We start from the raw sequence: 19,467 nt of genomic DNA, 5'->3' as shown, positions 1-19,467 counted from the left end.
AATCCTGTGAGAAGTGGGCTGTCTTCCTTGAACCCCGAGTGAGGTTGGCTCAAGCCCGCCGAAAAACGGGGGGAAGATTAGCACTGGCGGCCGCGAACGGCCCAGACTTTCAGAGGGATCAGTTCCACGCAAGTTCAGGAGTATTCCGTTTCGATCTCGTCCAACTGGTGGTCGAAACTCTTCAACCGGGCGGTCCAGGTGTACACCAACACCTCGAATTCACGGTGTATCACGGCATTACCGGGGGTATCGACCTTGGGGTCGCAGAAGTCCAGTTGGTAGCGTTCGCGGGCCATCTGCGTGGCCACATCGGACAATTCCCGCGCATTATTCAGCCAATGCCTACCGTCGGCGACCTGCCGATCCAGCAGCACGCATTGTTTTTTCAGGGTCTCGAGGCTTTTTTCCAGGGGCGTGCCGGTCAGGTCGCCCATGACTTCCTGGAAGGTGCGCCCGGGCTGCCAATAGCTGCCCCAGAAATAGCGGTCGAACACGGTTTCGACCCGGCGCAGGGCGACCTTGGTGTCCCAGATCGCGACGCGGGTCTTGCCTTGTTCGAGGAGTTTTTTCTTCACCTTTTGGTTTTGGTAGGACGCCCAGGCGACGACGCCGATGGACAAGGTACCGATCACCAGGCAAGCGCTGTCGAGAAACACCATGGCCGTGTCGATTCGGTGAGCGAGCATGACGCCGTAGAAGTAGGCCGCCGATAACAACACCAGTGCGAAGCACACGCACCAGAAAGCGGGAGCATAAGGGTTTTTCATTATTGGAATCCCCATGAGCAAACGCGAGCTGTGTCAGGCGGGCCCCCTGCCGGTCAAAAAGCATGGCGGCCCGCTTGTCAAAGCATAGCTAGCTGCTCAGGGTTTGCCGGGCTGTGAGGCTTGCGTTCGTCCGCTTTCCCAGCCGCCGCCCAGGGCCAGGAACAGATCGATCTGGCTCATGGCAACCTGGGTGTTGGCCGCCGCCAGTTGCGCGCGCACATCGGTGTAGGTGCGCGTGGCTTGCAGGTCGGCGAGGAACGATGCGCGGCCGGCCTGGAAGAAGCGGTGGGTCTGGTCTGCGGCTTCCTTGGCCGATGCGTCGGCTTCGGCCAGGGCATCGCGGCGCTGTAACTGCGCGGTGTACTGCGCCAGTCCGGTCTGGGTTTCGCGGATGGCGTTGAGCACCACCCCGTCGAAGTGCGCGAGGGCGCCCTGGGTCGCCGCTTCGGCTTCGTGGATGCGCGCGCGGGCGCCGTTGGTCGGCACGGTCCAACTGATCATCGGGCCAAAGCCCCAGCGGTTGGTGGCCGGCGTGCCGAGATTTTCGAGCAACCCGACCGTGCTGATCGAGGCGCCGATGCTGATGTCCGGGTACAGCGCGCCCGTGGCCACGCCGATGCGCGCAGTGGCCGCGGCCAGGTGGCGTTCCGCCTGGCGCACATCGGGGCGACGCTTGAGCAGCGTCGCGCCATCGCCCACCGGCAGCAGTTGGGCGATGTGCGGGAGTTCGGCGCACGTACCGGTGCCCGCCGGCAGTTGCGCCACCGGCTTGGCCAGCAGCATCGACAGGCGGAACAGCCCGGCCTGGCGCGCAGCTTCGTAGCGCGGCATGTCGGCGCGCAAGGATTTGTACTGGGTCTGCGAGCGGGTGACCTGGGTTTCATCGCCGCGCCCGGCGTCGCGCAGGCGCTGGGTCAACGTCGTGCTCTGGGCTTGCAGGTCGAGGGATTCGTTGGCGATCGCCAGCTCTTCGTTGGCCGCGCAGACTTGCGTGTACGAACGCACCACATCGGCGACCAGGGTGATCCGCGCAATATCAGCCGCGGCCTGGGTTGCGTCGGCGCTGGCCTGGGCGCTTTCGATGCCGCGCTGCAAGGTGCCGAACAGATCGAATTGATACGAGGTGGTGATCCCCACGCTGCCGATGTTGCCCACCGGGACTTTTTCCGAGAGTAAAAACGCTTCGCCGGACTCTTGCAGGCGCTGGGCTTCGGCCTTGGCGCCGGCACTCCAGCCGCCGACGGATTCAGCCTCCTGCACCTGATAGCGCGCCCGCTGCAAGTTGGCGGCGGCGACGCGCAGGTCGGTGTTGGAAGCCATGGCCTGGCGCACCAGTTCATCCAGGCGCGGGTCGTTGTACAGCTTCCACCAGTCCGCCGGCACCGGCGCCGAGACCACGTTGGCGCCCTCGCCCGCCAGTTGCCCTTGCAGGTCGCCACGGTTCATGGCGGCCTTGTCCGGCAGTCGATAATCCGGGCCGACCACCTGGCAGGCTGACAACAGCACACCCAGCGCCGCGGTTGCCAAAATCTGCTTCATGGCTGGGCTCCGTCCTTGGGCTTGTCGCCGATGATCGACACCGTCGCGGTGCGCCCGGCGATCATGCGAAAGTCCGCCGGCACCTCGTCAAACGCGATACGCACCGGAATCCGCTGGGCCAGGCGCACCCAGCTGAACGCCGGGTTGACGTTGGGCAGCAGGTTGGCGCCGCTGCTGCGGTCACGGTCCTCGATACCGGCGACGATGCTCTGCACATGGCCGTGCAGGCGGGCGCCGTCGCCAATCACACGGATATCGACGCCCATGCCGACGTGGATGCCGTCGAGCTTGGTCTCTTCGAAGTAGCCGTCGATATGGAAGGAGTTGCTGTCCACCACCGACAGCACCGGGCGCCCGGCGGTGACGAACTCCTGCGTGCGCGGCGCACGGTCGTTGACGTAGCCGTCCACCGGGCTGCGGATCACCGAACGGTCGAGGTTGAGTTGCGCCGAGTCCACCGTCACTTGCGCTTCGGCCAGGGCCGACTGGGCACGGGCGACGCGGGACTGGCTTTCTTCCAGTTGCTCGCTCGGCACCAGGTTGCCCAGGCCACGGTTACGCTTGTACTCGCGCTGGGCCTGGGCCAGGGTTTCCTGGCGGTCGGCCACGGCGGCCTGGGCCTGGCGCAGGGCCAGCTTGAAGCGGTCCTGGTCGACGGCGAACAGCACCTGGCCTTTGCTCACCAGTTGGTTGTCGCGCACGTCGACGCGCTGGATCAGCCCGGACACGTCCGGGGCGATCTGCACGATATCGGCACGGATGTGGCCGTCACGGGTCCAGGGCGCAAACATGTAGTACATGACCATGCGCCATACGACGACGACCGCGAAGCTCACGATCAACAACGTCAGGACGACACGGCCGATGGTCAAAAAAGGTTTTTTCATGTCATCAGGTATCGACTGAGTGAGTCCACCGCGCCCAGCAACAGCGCGTAGAGCCCCACGTTGAACAATGCCCGGTGCCAGACCAGGCGATAAAAGTGCAGACGGGTCAACAACCCATGCACCAGCAGAAACAACAGGTACGCAATGCCCATCAGCACCAGCAGCGTGGGCAGGAACACCCCGCTGACATCCAGATCACCGATCATAAAGGCGCTCCATCAGGCAGCGGCGCCTCGGTCTCGGTGCCGCCAATCAATTCCACGCCGGGCAACAGCGCCAGGCGCAGACCCACCAGGGCATGCAACAGATGCAGGCGGGTGTCGTCTTCGTCTTGCAGGCCTTGGCCGTTGAGGGCGCGGCGCGTGCGGTCGAGGGTCATCAGCAGGCCGCTCGGCGAGGGCAAGCGTCGGCCCGCCTTGAGGCAGGCCTTGTAGTAAGCGCCGACGCCTTCCACCACTTGGCCGAGCAACACCCGCGGTACGCCGTAGATCCGTGGCGAGTAGGCCAGCAGGTCGAGCAGGTTCAGCGCCACGCGCAAATCGCGCAGGGCGACGCCGGTGTCATGGCCGATGATGGCCAGGCGCGGCAGGTGCTGCATCAAGCGGTCGAGCATTTGCGCGGCCAGGTACCGTTGTTCGGCCAGGTTCGCCGGTTCGGTCAGGCCGACGATGTCGTGCCAGGTGAACCGGGTCAGGCGCTTGGCGGCCAACTCGGCACCGAAGGGCCGCGCGATCAGCGTCCACACAAAGGCAAACAGCAGGCCCACGGGCCCGGCCAGGTTGACGTTGGCGAAGTTGAGGAAGTCGGCGTCATAGGCGCCCTGGATGCTGATGAACGACGAGGTGTTCACCAACGTCAGCAGCATGCCCAGGTAGAAACGCGGTTGGACCGTGAGTGTGCCGATGCAGATAAATGGCACCGCGAACGCCAGCACCAGCATGGGGAAATCGTGCAGGTTGGGCAGCACCAGGAACAGATACAGGCTGGCGAACAGCACCGACATGGCGGTCCAGAAAAAGAACCGGTAGATCTGCGGCGCCGGGTCGTCCATCGACGCAAAGAAGCTACAGGCGACGGCTGCCAGGATCACGGCGCTGCCGCCGTCGGTCCAGCCCAGCAGAATCCACAGCACCGAGGCGACGATGATCGCGGTGACGGTGGAAAACGCCGAGTAGAACATCAGGCCACGGTCGAGAAAAGGCGTCAGGCGGCCCAGGCGCCAGTGGCGGTAAACGGCGCGCCAGGTGTCCTGGCTCTCGCATTGGATCGCGGCCTGCAGGCTGCGGCAGTCTTGCCACAGGTCGATCCACTCACCCAGGCGATACAGCGCGTTGGAGAACAGCAGCGTGTGGCGGTCGTCCAGCGCTTCGCCTTCCGGTTGCAGCGCGTCGAGTTGGTCACGCAGGGTGCGCCAGCGTTCCAACGGGGCCGACTCGGTGGTGCTTTGCAGCCACTGATCCGTGGCCTCCAACAGCGGCGCGAGCGTTTCGAGAAACTCCGGCGCACGGTGTTCGATGGCGTATAGCGCATCGTCGAGCGCATCCACCACCGGCAGCAGGTGGATCATCCGCCCGCGCAGTTCCTTGGTGTTGCGTACCGTCTGCGGCCGGGCGCCTTCGTGGGGCAACTGGCCGATCATCAATTCCAGCGTGTTGAAGGTGGCGACCATGCCGCCGCGCAAGGCGCTGACTTCGTCGCGCGCCACGTTGCGGCTCATAAAGCGCTGGCTGTAGACCTGGGCGTCGCTGAACCACTTGGCCACCGAGCCATCGAACACCGGCATCAGGCGCCGCGGCCAGAACATTGCGCCGACCACCGCCGCCACCGCGATGCCAAGAAAGATTTCCTCGGTGCGCGCTTCAGCCACGTCCCACACCGTCAGCGGGTTATCCACCACCGGCAAGGCGATCAGCGGCAAGGTGTAGCCGGCCAGCATCAAGGCGTAGTTGTTCGCGGTGCGCAGGTGCATGGAGAGAAACAGCAGGGTGCCCGTCCACAATGCAATCACCACCACCAGCAGGTAGGGCGATTGCACAAACATCGGCACGAACACCACCGCCGCCGCCGCGCCCATGAAGGTGCCGATTGCACGGTACAGCGCCTTGGAACTGGTCGGCCCGACAAACGGGCTGGAGACGATGTACACCGTGGCCATCGCCCAGTACGGACGCGGCATTTGCATGAGCATGGCGATGTACAACGCGATCATCGACGCCGCGAACGTGCGTACCCCGTAGAACCAGTCCCTGGCCGGCGGCATGCCGGTAAAAAATCCTCTCAAGATGCTGCAACCACAGGGTATTGATGCGCGACTTCAAAGGCGCGCAACACGCGCAGCGCAACCTCCATGTCCGCAGGCGCAATATCGGCCAGCACGTCGCGGCGCAGGCGCACCAGTTGCGCCTCCACCGCCTGTACCAGCTCACGGCCCCGCGCGGTGAGGCTCAAGGCCTTGGCGCGGCGGTCGTGGGTGTCTTCGCTGCGGCACACATAGCCGCCGCTGCACAGTTGGTCGAGCAGGCGCACCAGCGACGGGCTTTCCATCCCCGAAGCCTGGGCCACTTTGACTTGATGCACCCCGTCGCCCAGGCGGCCGATCATCAGCAACGGCACGGCGCAGGCTTCGGAAATACCGTAGCTCACCAGCGTGTTCTGGCAGATTTTGCGCCAATTACGGGCGCCCACCACCATGCTGCTGCTGAGGTTCATCTGGAGTTGTTCGAGGGTCTTGGGCACTGGATCGTTCACATACAGTTAGTTTGCTAACTATCAATATGGTGGATGGCGCTAGATGCGTCAAGTTTTGAAACAAATTTAGCGGATGCGTGGCGTGGGTAAGTAAAGCGGCTTTCAGCACGAAGGTTGGATCTTCAACGATAGCCGCAACGCCGCATGACCCATGTGGGAGGGGGCTTGCCCCCGATAGCGGAGGTTCAGGCAATACATGGTTGACTGATCTGCCGCTATCGGGGGCAAGCCCCCTCCCACATTTGGATCGGTGTCGCTTCAGGATATCTGTGCGGCCTGCCATTCAGGCGTGGCGGGGGTAAGTAAAGCGACTTTCAGTGTGAGGGTTGGATCTTCAACAATAGCCGCAACGCCGCATGACCCATGTGGGAGGGGGCTTGCCCCCGATAGCGGAGTGAAGGCAATACACGGTTGACTGATCTGCCGCTATCGGGGGCAAGCCCCCTCCCACATTTGGATCGGTGTCGGCTTCAGGATTGCTGTGCAACCGGCTTATTGACCGCTCAGTCTCCTAAGTGGCTCTGCCGGAAAATATCAGCACCTTTTGCTCCACCGCCAGACGCTCCAGACTTTCACTGCCTCGGATACAACAACTAACGCAGCCATTAACACCACGTTGTAGTTAGGAACAAGCTGAGCACCCACTAGCAACAGCGAAACAGAAGGCACAATAAAAGCCAATCGCAAGGGTGTTTGAAGGTAAGTAATCCACCTCACCTGTTCACGTCCAAGAAAGAACAGCAGGCACGAGATCACGATGGAAACTTGCAGCAGCATGGCAAAGCCGAACATGTATAACTGCACAACGCTATGATCACGCAGCACCCATAACGCACTTTCAAGATCGCTTAAAAAAGGAATCCTTGCCTGTATTGCGCTGGCCACTGCATAGCGAATCAGATAAAGGGCATCCATGGCTCCCCAAAACCAAAAAAAATGCTTGCGCGTCATTTTCCTGCGTCCTTTGATCTTTTTTCCCCAGAACAACAAACAGGGGAAATATTGCATTCACCAAGAAGTTCACTCAGTCCCTGCAACGCATAAGGCGCACGGAAAAACTCCCTTACTTTGCTGCCGGCAAAATAGGGACTCTCGATTTTTTTGAGGTCATATTGTTCAATTTCAGTGCGGGGGATCAGTCGTTTCATGTTGTGTTCAGAAGAAGGAGTCAGCCCCTGTTGATAAGGGTTCCTCACTCTGCCCACCATCATTCCCAACCTCGTGTATCACCCACCCCAGCGCGCAGGTCGATTGCCATGGTGCGAAGCTTTCCAGAAAAAATTAACTGGGCCGCTTACAGCCCAGTTTTTTTACCGCACACTAATTTTTTTTACATTACGGCATTTCATCAAAGATTTTTTTACACCTCTCAATTACGCCGCAACATCAGGTTCAACTCATCCACCACTTCAGCCCAATCCGCATCCTCCAGAATTTCCTCACGCAAAAACGCTTTCTGGCTATCCGTCCAGAAAAACGCATCGGCCAGTTCCAGGTCCGCCTTGAGCGGTGAGTGCGCGGTGACGAATTGCTCGATGCCGGCGGGGTCGTCGGCCAGGCCGAGTTGTTTGAACAGGGAGGGCAAGCTGTGTTCAGGCGATTGCATGATGAGCTCCGGATAGATGGGTTTATCCGAGTCTAGCCCTCACCCACGGCAGGCGCGAGCTTGCGCTACAGGGTTTGCAACCATACCTGCAGTTGTGCGACGCATTGCTGCACGGATAGCTGGCCGGTCTCCAGGACCAGGGCGGCTTGCGGCGGTGGTTCGTAGGGTGAGCCGATGCCGGTGAACCCCGGCAGTTCGCCGCGTCGGGCGCGGGCGTAGTGGCCTTTGGGGTCGCGGCGTTCGCAGATGTCCAGTGCGGCGTTGCACCACACTTCCCGATAATCCGCGCCCAGGCGTTCGGCGAGTACCGCGCGTAATTCGACCAACGGCGCGATCAGCGCCAGGATCACGATTTGCCCGTTGTCCACCAGCAACGCCGCCAGTTCGGCGGCGCGGCGGATGTTTTCCAGGCGGTCGCCGTCGGCAAACCCCAGGTCTTTGTTCAAGCCGCCGCGCAAGGCATCGCCGTCGAGCACGATGCTGTGTCGGCCTTGTTCGAACAACGCCGCCTGCAGCCCTTGGGCCAGGGTCGATTTACCCGACGCCGGCAGGCCGGTCAGCAGGATCGCGACGCCGCGATGACCGTTGCGAGCCTCACGCTGGGCACGCGTGATGCTCGCGGTCGGTGCCACTAGGTTACTTGACGGCGGCACGGGGCACCGGGGCGGCGATGTTGCCGGCGGCCCATGCCGATTCGCGGCCGGCCAGCGCGGTGGCGATGGACTGCACGCGGTCGGAATCGACCTGCTCCGGCAACGGGTCGAGCCCGGCGCTGGCGAAGATCTGGCCGTAGGCGTTGCGCAGGTCGGCGTAGGCCAGGTCGCGGCGCAGGTCGGCTTGCAGGGTATTGAGTTCGCCCTGGATCAGGTCCAGTTCGCCCAGGCCTGCGGCTTGGTGACGGTTGCGCAGTTGGGTGAGGATCTGCCCGTCGATGTCGGCCAGCTGTTCGTTGGTCTTGAACTGGCGCACGGCGTCCTGGAAGTTCGCGTTGGCGACGTAGAGTTGCGCCAGCACCGCGATGGACATGGCCTGGCGCCGCGCGGTGGCAACCTCTTCGCCGGCCTTGGCGACGTCGATGGCGGCCGGGGCGGAAAGCACGTTGAACAGGTTCCAGGTGACCTTGGCGCCGTAGTCGGCCCAGCGGTTGTCCACCAGGAACGAGTTGCTGTCGTAATGCCCACCGGCTGAGAATTCCAGGCCCGGCAGCAGGCGCAGCATGGCCTTGCGGGTTTCGGCGGCGCTGATGCGGGTCTGGTAGTCCTGCTCGCGCAGTTCAGGGCGGTTGGCCAGGGCTTCCTGTTCCAGGCTGGCGAAGTTGACCTTGAGCTGCGGCACGGCGTAGTCGTCCGGCGTGGCCAGCTTGAGGTCGGTGCCCATGGGCAGGTTGATCAGGGTCGACAGTTCGGTCTTGGCGAGGGAGAGCGCGCGGCGCTGTTCCTGCAATTGGCGCGTGGCTTCGATCAGCGAGCGCTGGTAGCCCAGGGCCTGGATCGGGTCGCCGATACGCTGCTCGCTCATGCTTTGGCTGTTGCTCTGGGCCTGGTCGACCCGCGCCATCAGGCTGTCGATCTGGGTCAGCAGGCGTTCGGCCGCGACCGCCCGCCAATAGGCCGAGCGCACGTCCTGGACGATGGTGTTGATCACCTTGCGGCGCCGCTCCTGGACGATCAGGCGTTGGTCGCCTTGCTGTTTGGCACTGATGTAGCTGACGCCAAAGTCGAGGACGTTCCACACCATGGTCAGGTCGGCCACGCGACGGTCGCGGTCCTGGGATGTCGACGGTTCCAGGGACTGGGTGCCGGTGAGAACACTCTGGCTGCTGGAGGCGTTGGTGTTGTTGCGCCCGGCGTAACCGGCGGACAACGCCATGCGCGGCAGCATGTCGAAACTGGCGAGGTCGAGTTGGCGCTTGGCCAGCGCCTCCTCCATGATCTTCAAGCGCCCTTCGAGGTTGTATTTAACCGCCCGGGCCATGGCCTGGTGCAGTGTCAACGGGCCGTTCAATGGCTCCTGATCCTTGTACATACCGTGCAGGTCGCTGCGGGCTCGCTGCTCACTGACACTGCGCTCAATCGGCTCGCTGGTGACCGCACAACCGCCGATCGCCAGCGCCAGCACGCTGGCGCCGAACAACTTATGAACTGTATTCATCCTTGGACTGCCCCTGTTACTGCGCCTTGATTTAAGTGTGTCAGGCCTGCATTTCGCTGATGCCGACCTGTTGCAATGCCTTCGCCAGGTCAATCACCTGACGCTGTTCCACGTCTTTGATCTGCTGCAATTGCTGGCCCAGGGTCGGGGCGCCGAACACGCCCCGCAGGCCTTGGGCCGCGTCACCGCCGCCCTGGATCGCTCGGCTGTCGAACGCCTTGAGGCCACTGTCCCCGCCGCCGCTCTCACGATTGAACAACCCCGACAAGGTGCTTGAGCCAAACACCCCGCCATCGCCGCCGCCAAAGCCGAGGAAGCCCTGCGCGCCGCCGTTCGCGCCACTGTCGCTGTTGAACACCTGGGCAATGAAGCTGGGCGCCAAGGCACCGTTGCGAATGAAGATGTTACCGATAGGCGGCAAGCCCGCGCCCATCTCGCGCTGTTCGAACAACGGCGGGAAGCCAATGGGTGAACCCAGGTCGCCCGCGGGCCGGCCAAACACGATCGGTTGCAGCGGCACATCCGGCGCGCCGGGTGGCGGTGCCGGCTCGGTGACGCGGAACAGCGGGTCGCCGGTCAGGGCAATGGTGTTGATCGCGTAGTTGTTGGAATTGGCATAACCGCTGCCGGCGTTGCCCGTCATGTCATTCACCAGGCCGGTGTCGAGGGTGATGAAGTTGCTCGGGTCGTTGAGGTTGGCCGTCGGTGTGAGGGTCGCGGTCCAGGTTTTGCCGCCGTCGTTGCTGGCCAGGTTGGACAAGGTGCCGTTGGCCACGCTGAGGTCATCCAGCGCGAAGCCGCTGACTTTTTCACTGAAGGTAAACGTGACGGTGGTGGTCTGGCCGACGGTCAGATTCGGGTTGGCAATGGTGATAGTCGCCGTCGGGCGTTCGCCATCGATCACAAAATTGTTCGAAATCGCAATGCCGCTGCCGGCGTTACCGGCAGCATCGTTGACCTGGCCGGCGTCCAGCACGATCACGTTGGTCGCATCGGTAATCGCCGCCGTCGGGGTCAGGGTGGCGGTCCAGGTTTTGCCGCCATCGTTGCTGGCCAGGTTGGACAGCACGCCATTGGCCACGCTCAGGTCAGACAGATCGAAACCGCTGACGGCCTCGCTGAAGCCGATGGTGACGGTGGTGGTCTGGCCGATGCCCAGGGTGCCGTTGGCCACCGAAATGGTCGCGGTCGGGCGCTGGGTGTCGATCGCATAGTTGTTCGAATCGGTGCTGCCGCTGCCCGCGTTGCCGGCGGCGGTCTGTACGCCGCTGTTGTCCAGGCTGATCAGGTTGCTGGTGTCGGTCACGTCGGCCGTCGGCGTCAGGGTCGCGGTCCAGGTCACGCCGCCGTCGCTGGAGGCCAGGTTGCTCAGCACGCCGTTGGCCACGCTCAGGTCGGCCAGGGTGAAACCGCTGACAGCCTCGGAGAAGGTGATGGTCACCGGGGCGGTCTCGCCGGCCTTGAGGGCGGTGTCGCCGACCACGATGGTCGCCGTCGGCAGCACGGTGTCGATGCTGTAGTTGGCCGAGTCGGTCGTTCCCGTACCGGCGTTGCCGGTCAGGTCGGCAATGCCGGTATTGGCCAGGGTGATCACGTTGCTGGCGGCGCGGATACCCGCCGCCGGTGTGAAGAGAGCCGTCCAGGTGATGCCGCCGTCGCTGCTGCTGACCGCGCTCAGGGTGCCATGGGCGACGTTCAGGTCACTGTTGTCAAAACCGCTGACGGCTTCCGAGAACGTGACCGTGACCAAGGAAGTTTGGCCGGCACTCAACACAGGGTCGGCCATCACGATGGTCGCCGTTGGCCGCTGGCTGTCGATGGCGTAGTTGTTGGAGTCGGTGGTGCCGCTGCCGCTGTTGCCCGCCAGGTCGGCGATGCCGGTGTTGTCCAGGGTGATCACGTTGCTGGTGTCGGTGACGCCGGACGTCGGGGTGAACGTCGCGGTCCAGGTCACGCCGCCGTCCGCGCTGCTCACGGCGCTCAAGGTGCCGTTGTTGACCGTCAGATCGGCGTTGCTGAACCCGGTCACCGCCTCCGAGAAGGTGATCACCACCGCTGAGCTGCCACCCACGCCGAGGGCCGGATTCGCGACCACGATGGTGGCCGTTGGGCGCACGGTGTCGACGGCGTAGTTGTTCGAATCGGTGGTGCCGCTGCCGCTGTTGCCGGAGCCGTTTTGCACACCGCTGTTGTCCAGGGTGATCACGTTGCTGGTGTCGCTGATCGCGCTGCTCGGCGTGAAAGTCGCCGTCCAGGTCACGCCGCCGTCGTTGCTGCTGACAGCGGTCAGCGTGCCGTTGGCGATCGTCAGGTCGGCGTTGGTAAAACCGCTGACCGCTTCGGAGAAGGTAATGGTGACCAGCGAGGTGTCGCCGATGTTCAGGGCATTGTCGGCGACGACGATGGTTGCGCTCGGCTGCACCGTGTCGATGGTGAAGTTACCCGAGTTGGTGACACCGCTGCCGGCGTTGCCGGCCAGGTCGGTGTAGCCAGCGTTGTTCAGGCTGATCAGGTTGGTGGTGTCGCGGACGTTGCCGGTCGGTGTGAAAGTCGCCGTCCAGGTCACGCCGCCATCCGCGCTGCTGACTGTCGAGAGGGTGCCGTTGGGGACGCTCAGGTCGCTGTTGTCAAAACCGCTGACGGCTTCCGAGAACGTGACCGTGACCAAGGAAGTTTCGCCGGCACTCAACACAGGGTCGGCCATCACGATGGTCGCCGTTGGCCGCTGGCTGTCGATCATATAAGCGTTGGACGACGTGGTGCCAGACCCGACGTTACCGACGCCATCGGTCACACCGGTGTTATCCAGGACAATGTGATTGTTGTTCTGGGTGACGCCTGCCACAGGCGTCAACGTCGCGGTATAGGTGATGTTGTCGCTGGTGCTCAGGCTGCTCAGGGTGCCATTGTCGGTGGTCAGATCGGCCAGGCTGAACCCGGTCACAGCTTCGCTGAAAGTGATGGTCACCAGCGACGAGCCGCCGATCCCCAGGTGGTCGTTGTTCACCACCACCGTCGCGGTCGGACGTTGGGTGTCGATGGCGTAGTTATTGGAATTGCTGGTACCGACGCCGACATTACCCGACACCGCCGCCTGGACGCCGCTGTTGTCCAGGGTGATCAGGTTGGTGGCGTCGCTGATCGCGCTGCTCGGGGTGAACGTCGCGCCCCAGGTAATGCCGCCGTCGCTGCTGCTGACCGCGCTCAAGGTGCCATTGGTGATCGTCAGGTCGGCATTGCTGAAACCGGTCACGGCCTCGTTGAACGTAATCATCACTTGGGAGGAGTCACCGATTTTCAGCGTCGGGTTGGCCACCACGATGGTCGCCGAAGGCAACACCGTATCGACGGTGTAATTCGCCGAGTTGGTGGTGCCCGCGCCTGCGTTGCCGGCCAGGTCGGCAATGCCGGTGTTGGCCAGGGCGATCACGTTGCTCGCGCTGTTGGTGTTCGTCCCTGGGGTGAAGGTCGCGGTCCAGGTGATGCCGCCGTCGGCGCTGCTCAGGCTGCTCAGGCTGCCGTGGCTTGCCGTCAGGTCGGCGAGGGTGAAGCCGGTCACGGCTTCGCTGAAGGTGATCGTCACCAGCGACGTTTCGCCAGCGGTCAGCGCCGGGTCGGCGACCACGATGGTCGCGGTGGGGCGCACGGTGTCGATGACGTAGTTGTTGGAGTCGCTGGTCCCGGTGCCGACATTGCCGCTGGTGTCGCTATAGCCGGTATTGTCCAGGGTGATGACGTTGGTGGTGTCGGTGAGGTTTGCACTCGGCGTGAAGGTCGCGGTCCAGGTGATGCCACCGTCGTTGCTGCTCACCGCACTCAGGGTGCCATTGGACACCGTCAGGTCGACATTGGAGAAACCGACCACGGCTTCCGAGAAGGTAATGGTCACCAGCGAGGTCTGGCCAATGCTCAGGGAGTTGCTCGCAACCACCAGGGTCGCGGTTGGACGCACGCCGTCGATGGCCACGTTGTTCGACGTGGTAGTGCCACTGCCGGTGTTGCCCGCCACGTCCTGGACCCCGGTGTTGTCCAGGGTGATGTGGTTGCTCGCGCTGACGATACTCGCCGTCGGGGTAAAGGTGGCGGTCCAGGTGGTACCACCGTCGTTGCTGCTGACCGCGCTCAGGGTGCCATTGGACACTATCAGGTCGGCGTTGGTGAACCCGGTCACGGCTTCGCTGAAGGTGATGGTCACCAGCGAGGTCTGGCCGATGCCCAGGTTGGTGTTGGCGAACACGACAGTCGCGTTCGGCCGCGCGGTGTCGACCGCATAGGTGTTGGAATTGGTGGTGCCACTGCCGGCGTTGCCCGCGCCATCACTGACCGCGGTGTTGTTCAGGGTGATGACATCGCCGGTATGGGTAACCCCGGGGCTCGCAGTCAGGGTTGCGGTCCACGTGAGACCACCGTCGTTGCTGCCCAAGTTGCTCAGGATGCCGTCGGCGACCGTGAAGGCGCCGGCGGTGAGCCCGGTGACCGCCTCGCTGAAGGTGATGGTCACCAGGGACGTGTTACCGCTGATACTCAGTGCGGTATCGGACACCACAATGGTCGAGGTCGGCAGCACCGTGTCGATCGCATAGGTGTTGGACGTGGTCGTGCCGGTACCGGCGTTGGTCGCGGTATCGGTATAGAGGGTGTTGTCCAGGGTAACGACATTGCCGCTGCTGCTGTTGCTGGCGCTCGGTGTCAGGGTCGCGGTCCAGTGGATATTGTCACTGGTGGTCAGGTTGCTCAGGGTGCCGTTGGACGCCGACATGTCAGTAAGGCTGAAACCGCTCACCGCTTCGCTGAAGGTAATGTTCACCGTCGAGTTGACCGTGGTGCTCAACGTCGGCGCAACGACCGTAACGGTCGCGGTTGGGCGCACGGTATCGATGCTGAAGGTGTTGGACGAAGTGGTGCCGGTCCCCGGTGTCCCCGTCGACGTGGCGGTGACGCCGGTATTGTCGAGGACAATCTGGTTGGTGGCGCTGGTCACGCTCGCGCTCGGCGTAAAGGTCGCGGTGTAGGTGATGTTGTCGCTGGTAGTCAGGGTGCCCAGGGTACCGTTGCTAATCGTCAGATCGGCGCTGGTAAAGCCGGTCACGGCCTGGTTGAAGGTAATGGTCACCTGCGAAGTGCTGCCGATGTGCTGCGCGGTGTTGCTGACCACGATGGTCGCGACAGGGGCCGGACTGTAAGCGGTGTTCGCCGTTCCGCCGATATCGTTGAACAGACCGTTGACTGCTGTGGGTTTGCTGCCCGCCGAGGCGTTGGTGGCCAAGCCACCGTTACCACTGGCACCGGTATTGGCCGAACCGCCCAGCGCCGCGAAGTTGGCCGCCGTGATCAATACCGTGCCTTTGTTCCAGATGGCACCGACACCCAGGCCACCGTCACCGCCATTCAGAGTAGTGCCGCTGCCGGCCGCCGAACCACCACCGCCGCCGCCGCCGGCACCGATGTTACCGGTAATCGAGCTGGTGCCGACGATGGTCAGGGTGGCGCCGCTGGCGTTGTAGATACCGCCAGCCGCTCCGCCGCCCTTGCCACCGGCACCGTTCCAGCCGGAACCACCCCCACCGCCGCCGATCGACAAGCCGCCGGAGGTCGCTGTGCCGCCAGCGGAACCGTTGGTATAACCGTAGATGCCGGTCGAGCCGGCACCACCGCTGCTCGAGCCGCCGTTGCCGCCCATGGTGCTGTAGCCCCCACCCTTCCCACCCTGGTTGGCGGTGCCCGCAGTTCCGGCGTAGACACCGCTCCCGTTGCCGGTATTGCCACCACGCCCGCCGTTGCCTCCGCCCACCGCGCCGCCGCCACCACCGGCACCGCCGAAATTGCCATTGGTCACACCACCGCCACCACCGCCACCCGAGGCTGCGTTCTCTGTCACGCTGACGTTATTGAGGGTCAGGTTACCGAAGTTACTGATCCCCGCCCCGAGCAAATTGGCCGCGCTAATACCGCTACCGCCATTGCTGCCGTCGCCAGCCGCCAAGCCCTTGGTAATGACCAGGCCGTCCAGGGTCGCGGTGACACCGCTGTCAACCTTCAACACCTGGGTCTTGTACTGCCCGCTGATGGTCACATCGGCAACACCATCGTTGTTCAGGTCGCCGTCGATGGTCAGGTTTTTAGCGATGACCAACTGCGTGTCCAGATTGACCGTCATGCCCGGGGTACTGAAGGTGACGGTCTCGCCGACACCCACATCGGTCAGGGCCTGGCGCAGTGTGCCGGCACCGCTGTCTGCGGCGCTGGTCACCGTGATGTTCGCCAGGCCGTATTGGTATGCCGACATCGCCTGGTACGACAACGCCGTATGACTTTCGATGGAGCCGGTGGCGATTTCCAGGGTCCAGTCGCCGCCCAGGCCGGTGCGGTTGGTGGACGCGGCAACATCGCGCCCGGTCAGTTGCGCCAGCGAGTCGACAAAGTTGATGCCCTTGTCGCTGGCGGCGGTGTTGCAAGCGTAGATCAGGATATCGCCGCCCACGTTCATGTCCTGGCCGATCTGCGCCAGCACTTCGCTGCGGGCCGCGACGTTGTCGGCGGACAAATAGGTACTGCCCAGCCACAGATCACCGGCATTGCCGTGGGCGATGATCTGCACCGAGCTGACGCCCTGATGGCTGCCCAGGTAATCGGCGATCTGCTGCAGGCCGTCCTTGCTCGCGTCCAGTTGCACCACTTGGGTGCCGGGGGCAACGCCGTTGAGCAGCTCGGCGGAATCCTTCACGCGGGCATCGACAAACACCACGCTCTGCCCCGGCACGGCAACCGGTGCGGGGGTGGCGGGCGCGTCGGACTGCGGGTGGCTTTCGCTACCGGTGGCGGCGTGTTCGGTGGTCGTCAGCGCCTTGGCCGCAGCATCTGCGGTGGCGTGGCTGTCGGCCTGGGCCGCATCGGCCACGGTGGCGGCCACTGCGCCGTCGAACAGCATGCGCGGTTCCAGGGACATAATCATCGGCGTCGCCAGGGTGCTGGCATTGGTTGTTGCTGGCCGTGCCTTAAGGTTGTTCCACCACATGCTGCTCACCCGTCGGTCGAATGCTGATTTGCGCAATGAAAAAAGCCGCGATCAACTGATTGCGGCATCGGCTTTGGTACGGATCACATTGGCGGCGCTGGAAGTGCCATCACGCCAAAAAGACATATGCGCGAACTGCTCGAAGAGATCGGGCGGCAGGATGGTCCGCCGGGGCTGCAGTTCCACCTTCGGCTTGACCCGATGCAAACCGCTCACGCCGAGGGCGTCGTCGAAGTCAGGCGCGTCGTAGCTCAGGTGCTCGAAATCGTGCTCGAACCAGGGCTCGCCGATAAATTCGTAGACCAGCCGCATGACCCGCTCAGGGGCCTGGGAGAGCAAGTCGTAGTCGACCACCAGCATCGAGTCGGCGTGTTCACCGTAGTACGCCTCTTTGAGCGCCGACCAGGCGTACCCCACCAGGCGATTGCGCTGGCCAAGGGTTTCGACACGGCTGTAGACGGTGTTGCGCTCGACGTCGTCGTTGAACAGCTTGGTGTTTTCGAAGGGGTTGGCGCGGTACACACGCTCGAGGCTGTCCATGATCCACGCCACGTTACGCACGCAGGCGATCACCTTGGCCTGGGGGAACAGGTCGTGCAGCGCCGGCATGCGGGCGCACCATTGGCGATTAGTGTCGAACACCACCGGCACAGGGGCGCGGTCGGCGTAATAGGCATCGAACAACCCACGCAGCAAGCGGCGCCGGGTATTGGCATCGATGACCGAGCCGAACTCGCTGCCGGCACTGCATTGCCCCAGCACGCCGTTGAACAGAGTGCCCACGGGGCTGCTCATGCCAGCGTGGAAGCGCGGGTTCTGCAAGAGGATCGCAGACAGCAGCGTCGAACCGGAGCGGGGCAAACCGGAGATAAAGTGATACTGCATCCCTTCACCACTTTTGTAGGACAAAAATCCATTTGTATACGAATCGTAACTGATGATTAAAGAGATCACTAGTGGTCAAATGCCACTGTTTTGATATTCCCTTCATTCCAAATGGATATTAGCGACAAGCCTCTGGCTGCGAAGGCTCTGGGCCGAGGCATAGCACGAATAATCGCGCCCTGGCACCGCCCCCGTCCTGCTGCATTTTTTCACGCCATCCGTCCGGCAGCGGCGCAAAATCGTCCGGTGCTTCGTTGCTGCTGATCAGCCAGACACGCTGGGTATCGGCCGGTAATGCCGACAAACGGTCGAGGTAAATACGCCCGCCGTCCTGATCCACCAGCGTGCCAAAACCATAGGCGTTCGGCCGCGTCGGCGTGCCATCCGGTTTGGGCGGGGTGTAAAGCTGCAATTGGGCTTCGGTCCGGTCGTAATACACGTAGCTGAGGTACCACAGCATGTCGCTGAGGACGATGCGGTCACCTTCCTGGTAGTTGCGATTGACGAACTCCACCGGCACGTTGAACTGATCATCCACATCCACGGTGGCATTGTTCTTCACCCCCAGCAGTTCCACACCGACGCACAGCACGAACAATGCCGCGCCCAGCCATGAAAGACGTCCGGGCAGGCGGTCGATGGCCAGCGCCAGGATGATCGGCAAAGCCAGGGCATAGACGGTGAGGTAACGCTCGATAAACACCGACGAGATAAACGACACCCCGTACACCAGCAGCAACGGCAGCAAGAAAAACAGCGCCAACAGACCGGCCGGCCGGTAGCGCGTCTGATCGCGCCAGGCGCAGACGCCGACCACGGCCACCAGCAGCAGGGGGAATGACCAGAACAGCACAGGCGATAAGCCAAGACCTTCGTCCTGCAACATGAACTGCCAGATCATCGACGGCACGGAGAACTGGTTGATCGGCTCTTCCCAGCCGATGTCGCCGCCGACCTTGAGCTGCTCGACATGCTGCACCAGGCTCACCAGGTTCGGCAGCCAAGGCAGGTACACCAGCACGATCGCGACGTTGGCCACCCACCAGGCCGGACGCGTGATCAAGCGCCGGCCGGGGGGCTGGGACGCACTCAACAGGCCCAGCCAGGCCCAATGCACCAACACACACAACGCGGTGAAGTAATGGGTATAGAAACCGGCGGCCATCAGCAGCCCATACCCCAGCAGGTAGCGCGTGCGCTCGGGTTGGCGCACCCAATACACCAACGCCAGCGTCGCGCCCAGCAGCCACACGCCGAGCAGCGAGTACATCCGCACTTCCTGGCTGTAGCGCACCGCGCTGGGAAACAGCGCCAGCAGCACACCCGCCAGCACGGCGGCACGAAGGGTGGACAACTGCCGCGCAAGGCAGATGCCCAGGCCCACCACGACCACACCGGGAATCGCACTCATGCTGCGAATCGACCAGATGCCGTCGCCGAACAGCTCGATCCAGCCGCGCAGCAAGAAGAAATACAACGGCGGATGCACATCGTGGGCGGCGTGAAACCACAGGTCGGTCGCCGCATATTGGCTGAGCAACAGGCTTGAGCCTTCGTCGCCCCAGATCGCCGCGGCCGTCAGGCCATAAAAACGCACCGCCAGCGCCAGCGCCAGAATCGGCACCCACCATAACTGACGCAACCAATCGCCACCTTCACGGGCCTTTGCGAGGCGATTGACAGCAGAAATTACCCCAACGTTGTCGTCTTGCTCTACCACAGACCGTCGCACCCCGATTCCCCCGCCACTGCCCATTTCCAGGGCCAAACCTGCGCATGCGCAAACAAGCGCCACTCTAGGACAAAAGCCCCGGATTCGCCCGTTGTTTCGCAACCGGCAGGCAGCGCTCAAAACCTGCGTCTACGCTC

14 protein-coding genes are annotated in these 19,467 nt (G+C 63.1%); all 14 read right to left on the bottom strand.

From position 1 onward, the window contains the following. Nucleotides 1-134: 134 nt before the first annotated feature. The 14 genes from MOQ67_RS02070 to MOQ67_RS02005 all read right to left on the bottom strand — a co-directional run bounded on the left by MOQ67_RS02070 (nt 135) and on the right by MOQ67_RS02005 (nt 19,330). Complete coding sequence (locus MOQ67_RS02070; protein ID WP_026139839.1) at nt 135-767, bottom strand: hypothetical protein; 633 nt, start codon at nt 765-767, stop codon at nt 135-137. A gap of 96 nt (nt 768-863) precedes the next feature. Then, nucleotides 864-2,306, bottom strand: a complete 1,443-nt coding sequence (locus MOQ67_RS02065; RefSeq protein ID WP_198718518.1) for an efflux transporter outer membrane subunit — start codon at nt 2,304-2,306, stop codon at nt 864-866. Next, nucleotides 2,303-3,193: an efflux RND transporter periplasmic adaptor subunit gene (locus MOQ67_RS02060; RefSeq protein WP_017845524.1), complete on the bottom strand. Its 891-nt coding sequence runs from the start codon at nt 3,191-3,193 to the stop codon at nt 2,303-2,305. Before MOQ67_RS02060 ends, MOQ67_RS02065 begins: the two co-directional genes overlap by 4 nt. Beyond that, the gene (locus MOQ67_RS02055) at nt 3,190-3,399 is read right to left on the bottom strand and encodes a DUF1656 domain-containing protein (RefSeq protein ID WP_017845525.1); all 210 of its coding nucleotides are present in this window, start codon (nt 3,397-3,399) and stop codon (nt 3,190-3,192) included. The genes MOQ67_RS02060 and MOQ67_RS02055 overlap by 4 nt, the downstream gene beginning before the upstream one ends. After that, entirely contained in the window at nt 3,396-5,474 is a 2,079-nt protein-coding gene (locus MOQ67_RS02050; RefSeq protein WP_126585962.1) for an FUSC family protein, read from the bottom strand. The genes MOQ67_RS02055 and MOQ67_RS02050 overlap by 4 nt, the downstream gene beginning before the upstream one ends. Further along, complete coding sequence (locus tag MOQ67_RS02045; RefSeq protein WP_017845527.1) at nt 5,471-5,902, bottom strand: MarR family winged helix-turn-helix transcriptional regulator; 432 nt, start codon at nt 5,900-5,902, stop codon at nt 5,471-5,473. Before MOQ67_RS02045 ends, MOQ67_RS02050 begins: the two co-directional genes overlap by 4 nt. A gap of 573 nt (nt 5,903-6,475) precedes the next feature. Then, nucleotides 6,476-6,892 carry a hypothetical protein gene (locus MOQ67_RS02040; protein ID WP_198718489.1) on the bottom strand — a complete coding sequence of 139 codons (417 nt, stop codon included), beginning with the start codon at nt 6,890-6,892 and terminating at the stop codon, nt 6,476-6,478. Next, a complete protein-coding gene (locus MOQ67_RS02035; RefSeq protein ID WP_156176533.1) occupies nt 6,889-7,089 on the bottom strand; it encodes a hypothetical protein in 201 nt (66 codons plus the stop codon). Before MOQ67_RS02035 ends, MOQ67_RS02040 begins: the two co-directional genes overlap by 4 nt. A gap of 221 nt (nt 7,090-7,310) precedes the next feature. Beyond that, a complete protein-coding gene (locus MOQ67_RS02030; RefSeq protein WP_017845529.1) occupies nt 7,311-7,547 on the bottom strand; it encodes a DUF2789 domain-containing protein in 237 nt (78 codons plus the stop codon). A 65-nt stretch (nt 7,548-7,612) separates the two neighbouring features. Then, nucleotides 7,613-8,200 (bottom strand): adenylyl-sulfate kinase, encoded by a 588-nt coding sequence (gene cysC / locus MOQ67_RS02025; protein ID WP_046483759.1) that lies wholly within the window; start codon nt 8,198-8,200, stop codon nt 7,613-7,615. Continuing rightward, nucleotides 8,184-9,698: a TolC family protein gene (locus MOQ67_RS02020; RefSeq protein ID WP_026139841.1), complete on the bottom strand. Its 1,515-nt coding sequence runs from the start codon at nt 9,696-9,698 to the stop codon at nt 8,184-8,186. Before MOQ67_RS02020 ends, cysC begins: the two co-directional genes overlap by 17 nt. Nucleotides 9,699-9,738: 40 nt before the next feature. Further along, nucleotides 9,739-16,713: an Ig-like domain-containing protein gene (locus MOQ67_RS02015; RefSeq protein ID WP_448675811.1), complete on the bottom strand. Its 6,975-nt coding sequence runs from the start codon at nt 16,711-16,713 to the stop codon at nt 9,739-9,741. Nucleotides 16,714-16,764: 51 nt separating this feature from the next. Then, the gene (locus tag MOQ67_RS02010) at nt 16,765-17,598 is read right to left on the bottom strand and encodes a sulfotransferase family protein (RefSeq protein ID WP_017845533.1); all 834 of its coding nucleotides are present in this window, start codon (nt 17,596-17,598) and stop codon (nt 16,765-16,767) included. Nucleotides 17,599-17,716: 118 nt separating this feature from the next. Next, entirely contained in the window at nt 17,717-19,330 is a 1,614-nt protein-coding gene (locus tag MOQ67_RS02005; protein WP_448675810.1) for a glycosyltransferase family 39 protein, read from the bottom strand. Between the last annotated feature and the right edge of the window lie 137 nt (nt 19,331-19,467).

Source organism: Pseudomonas sp. LY-1 (assembly GCF_053502595.1).
This window is presented reverse-complemented; position numbering and strand designations above follow the sequence as displayed.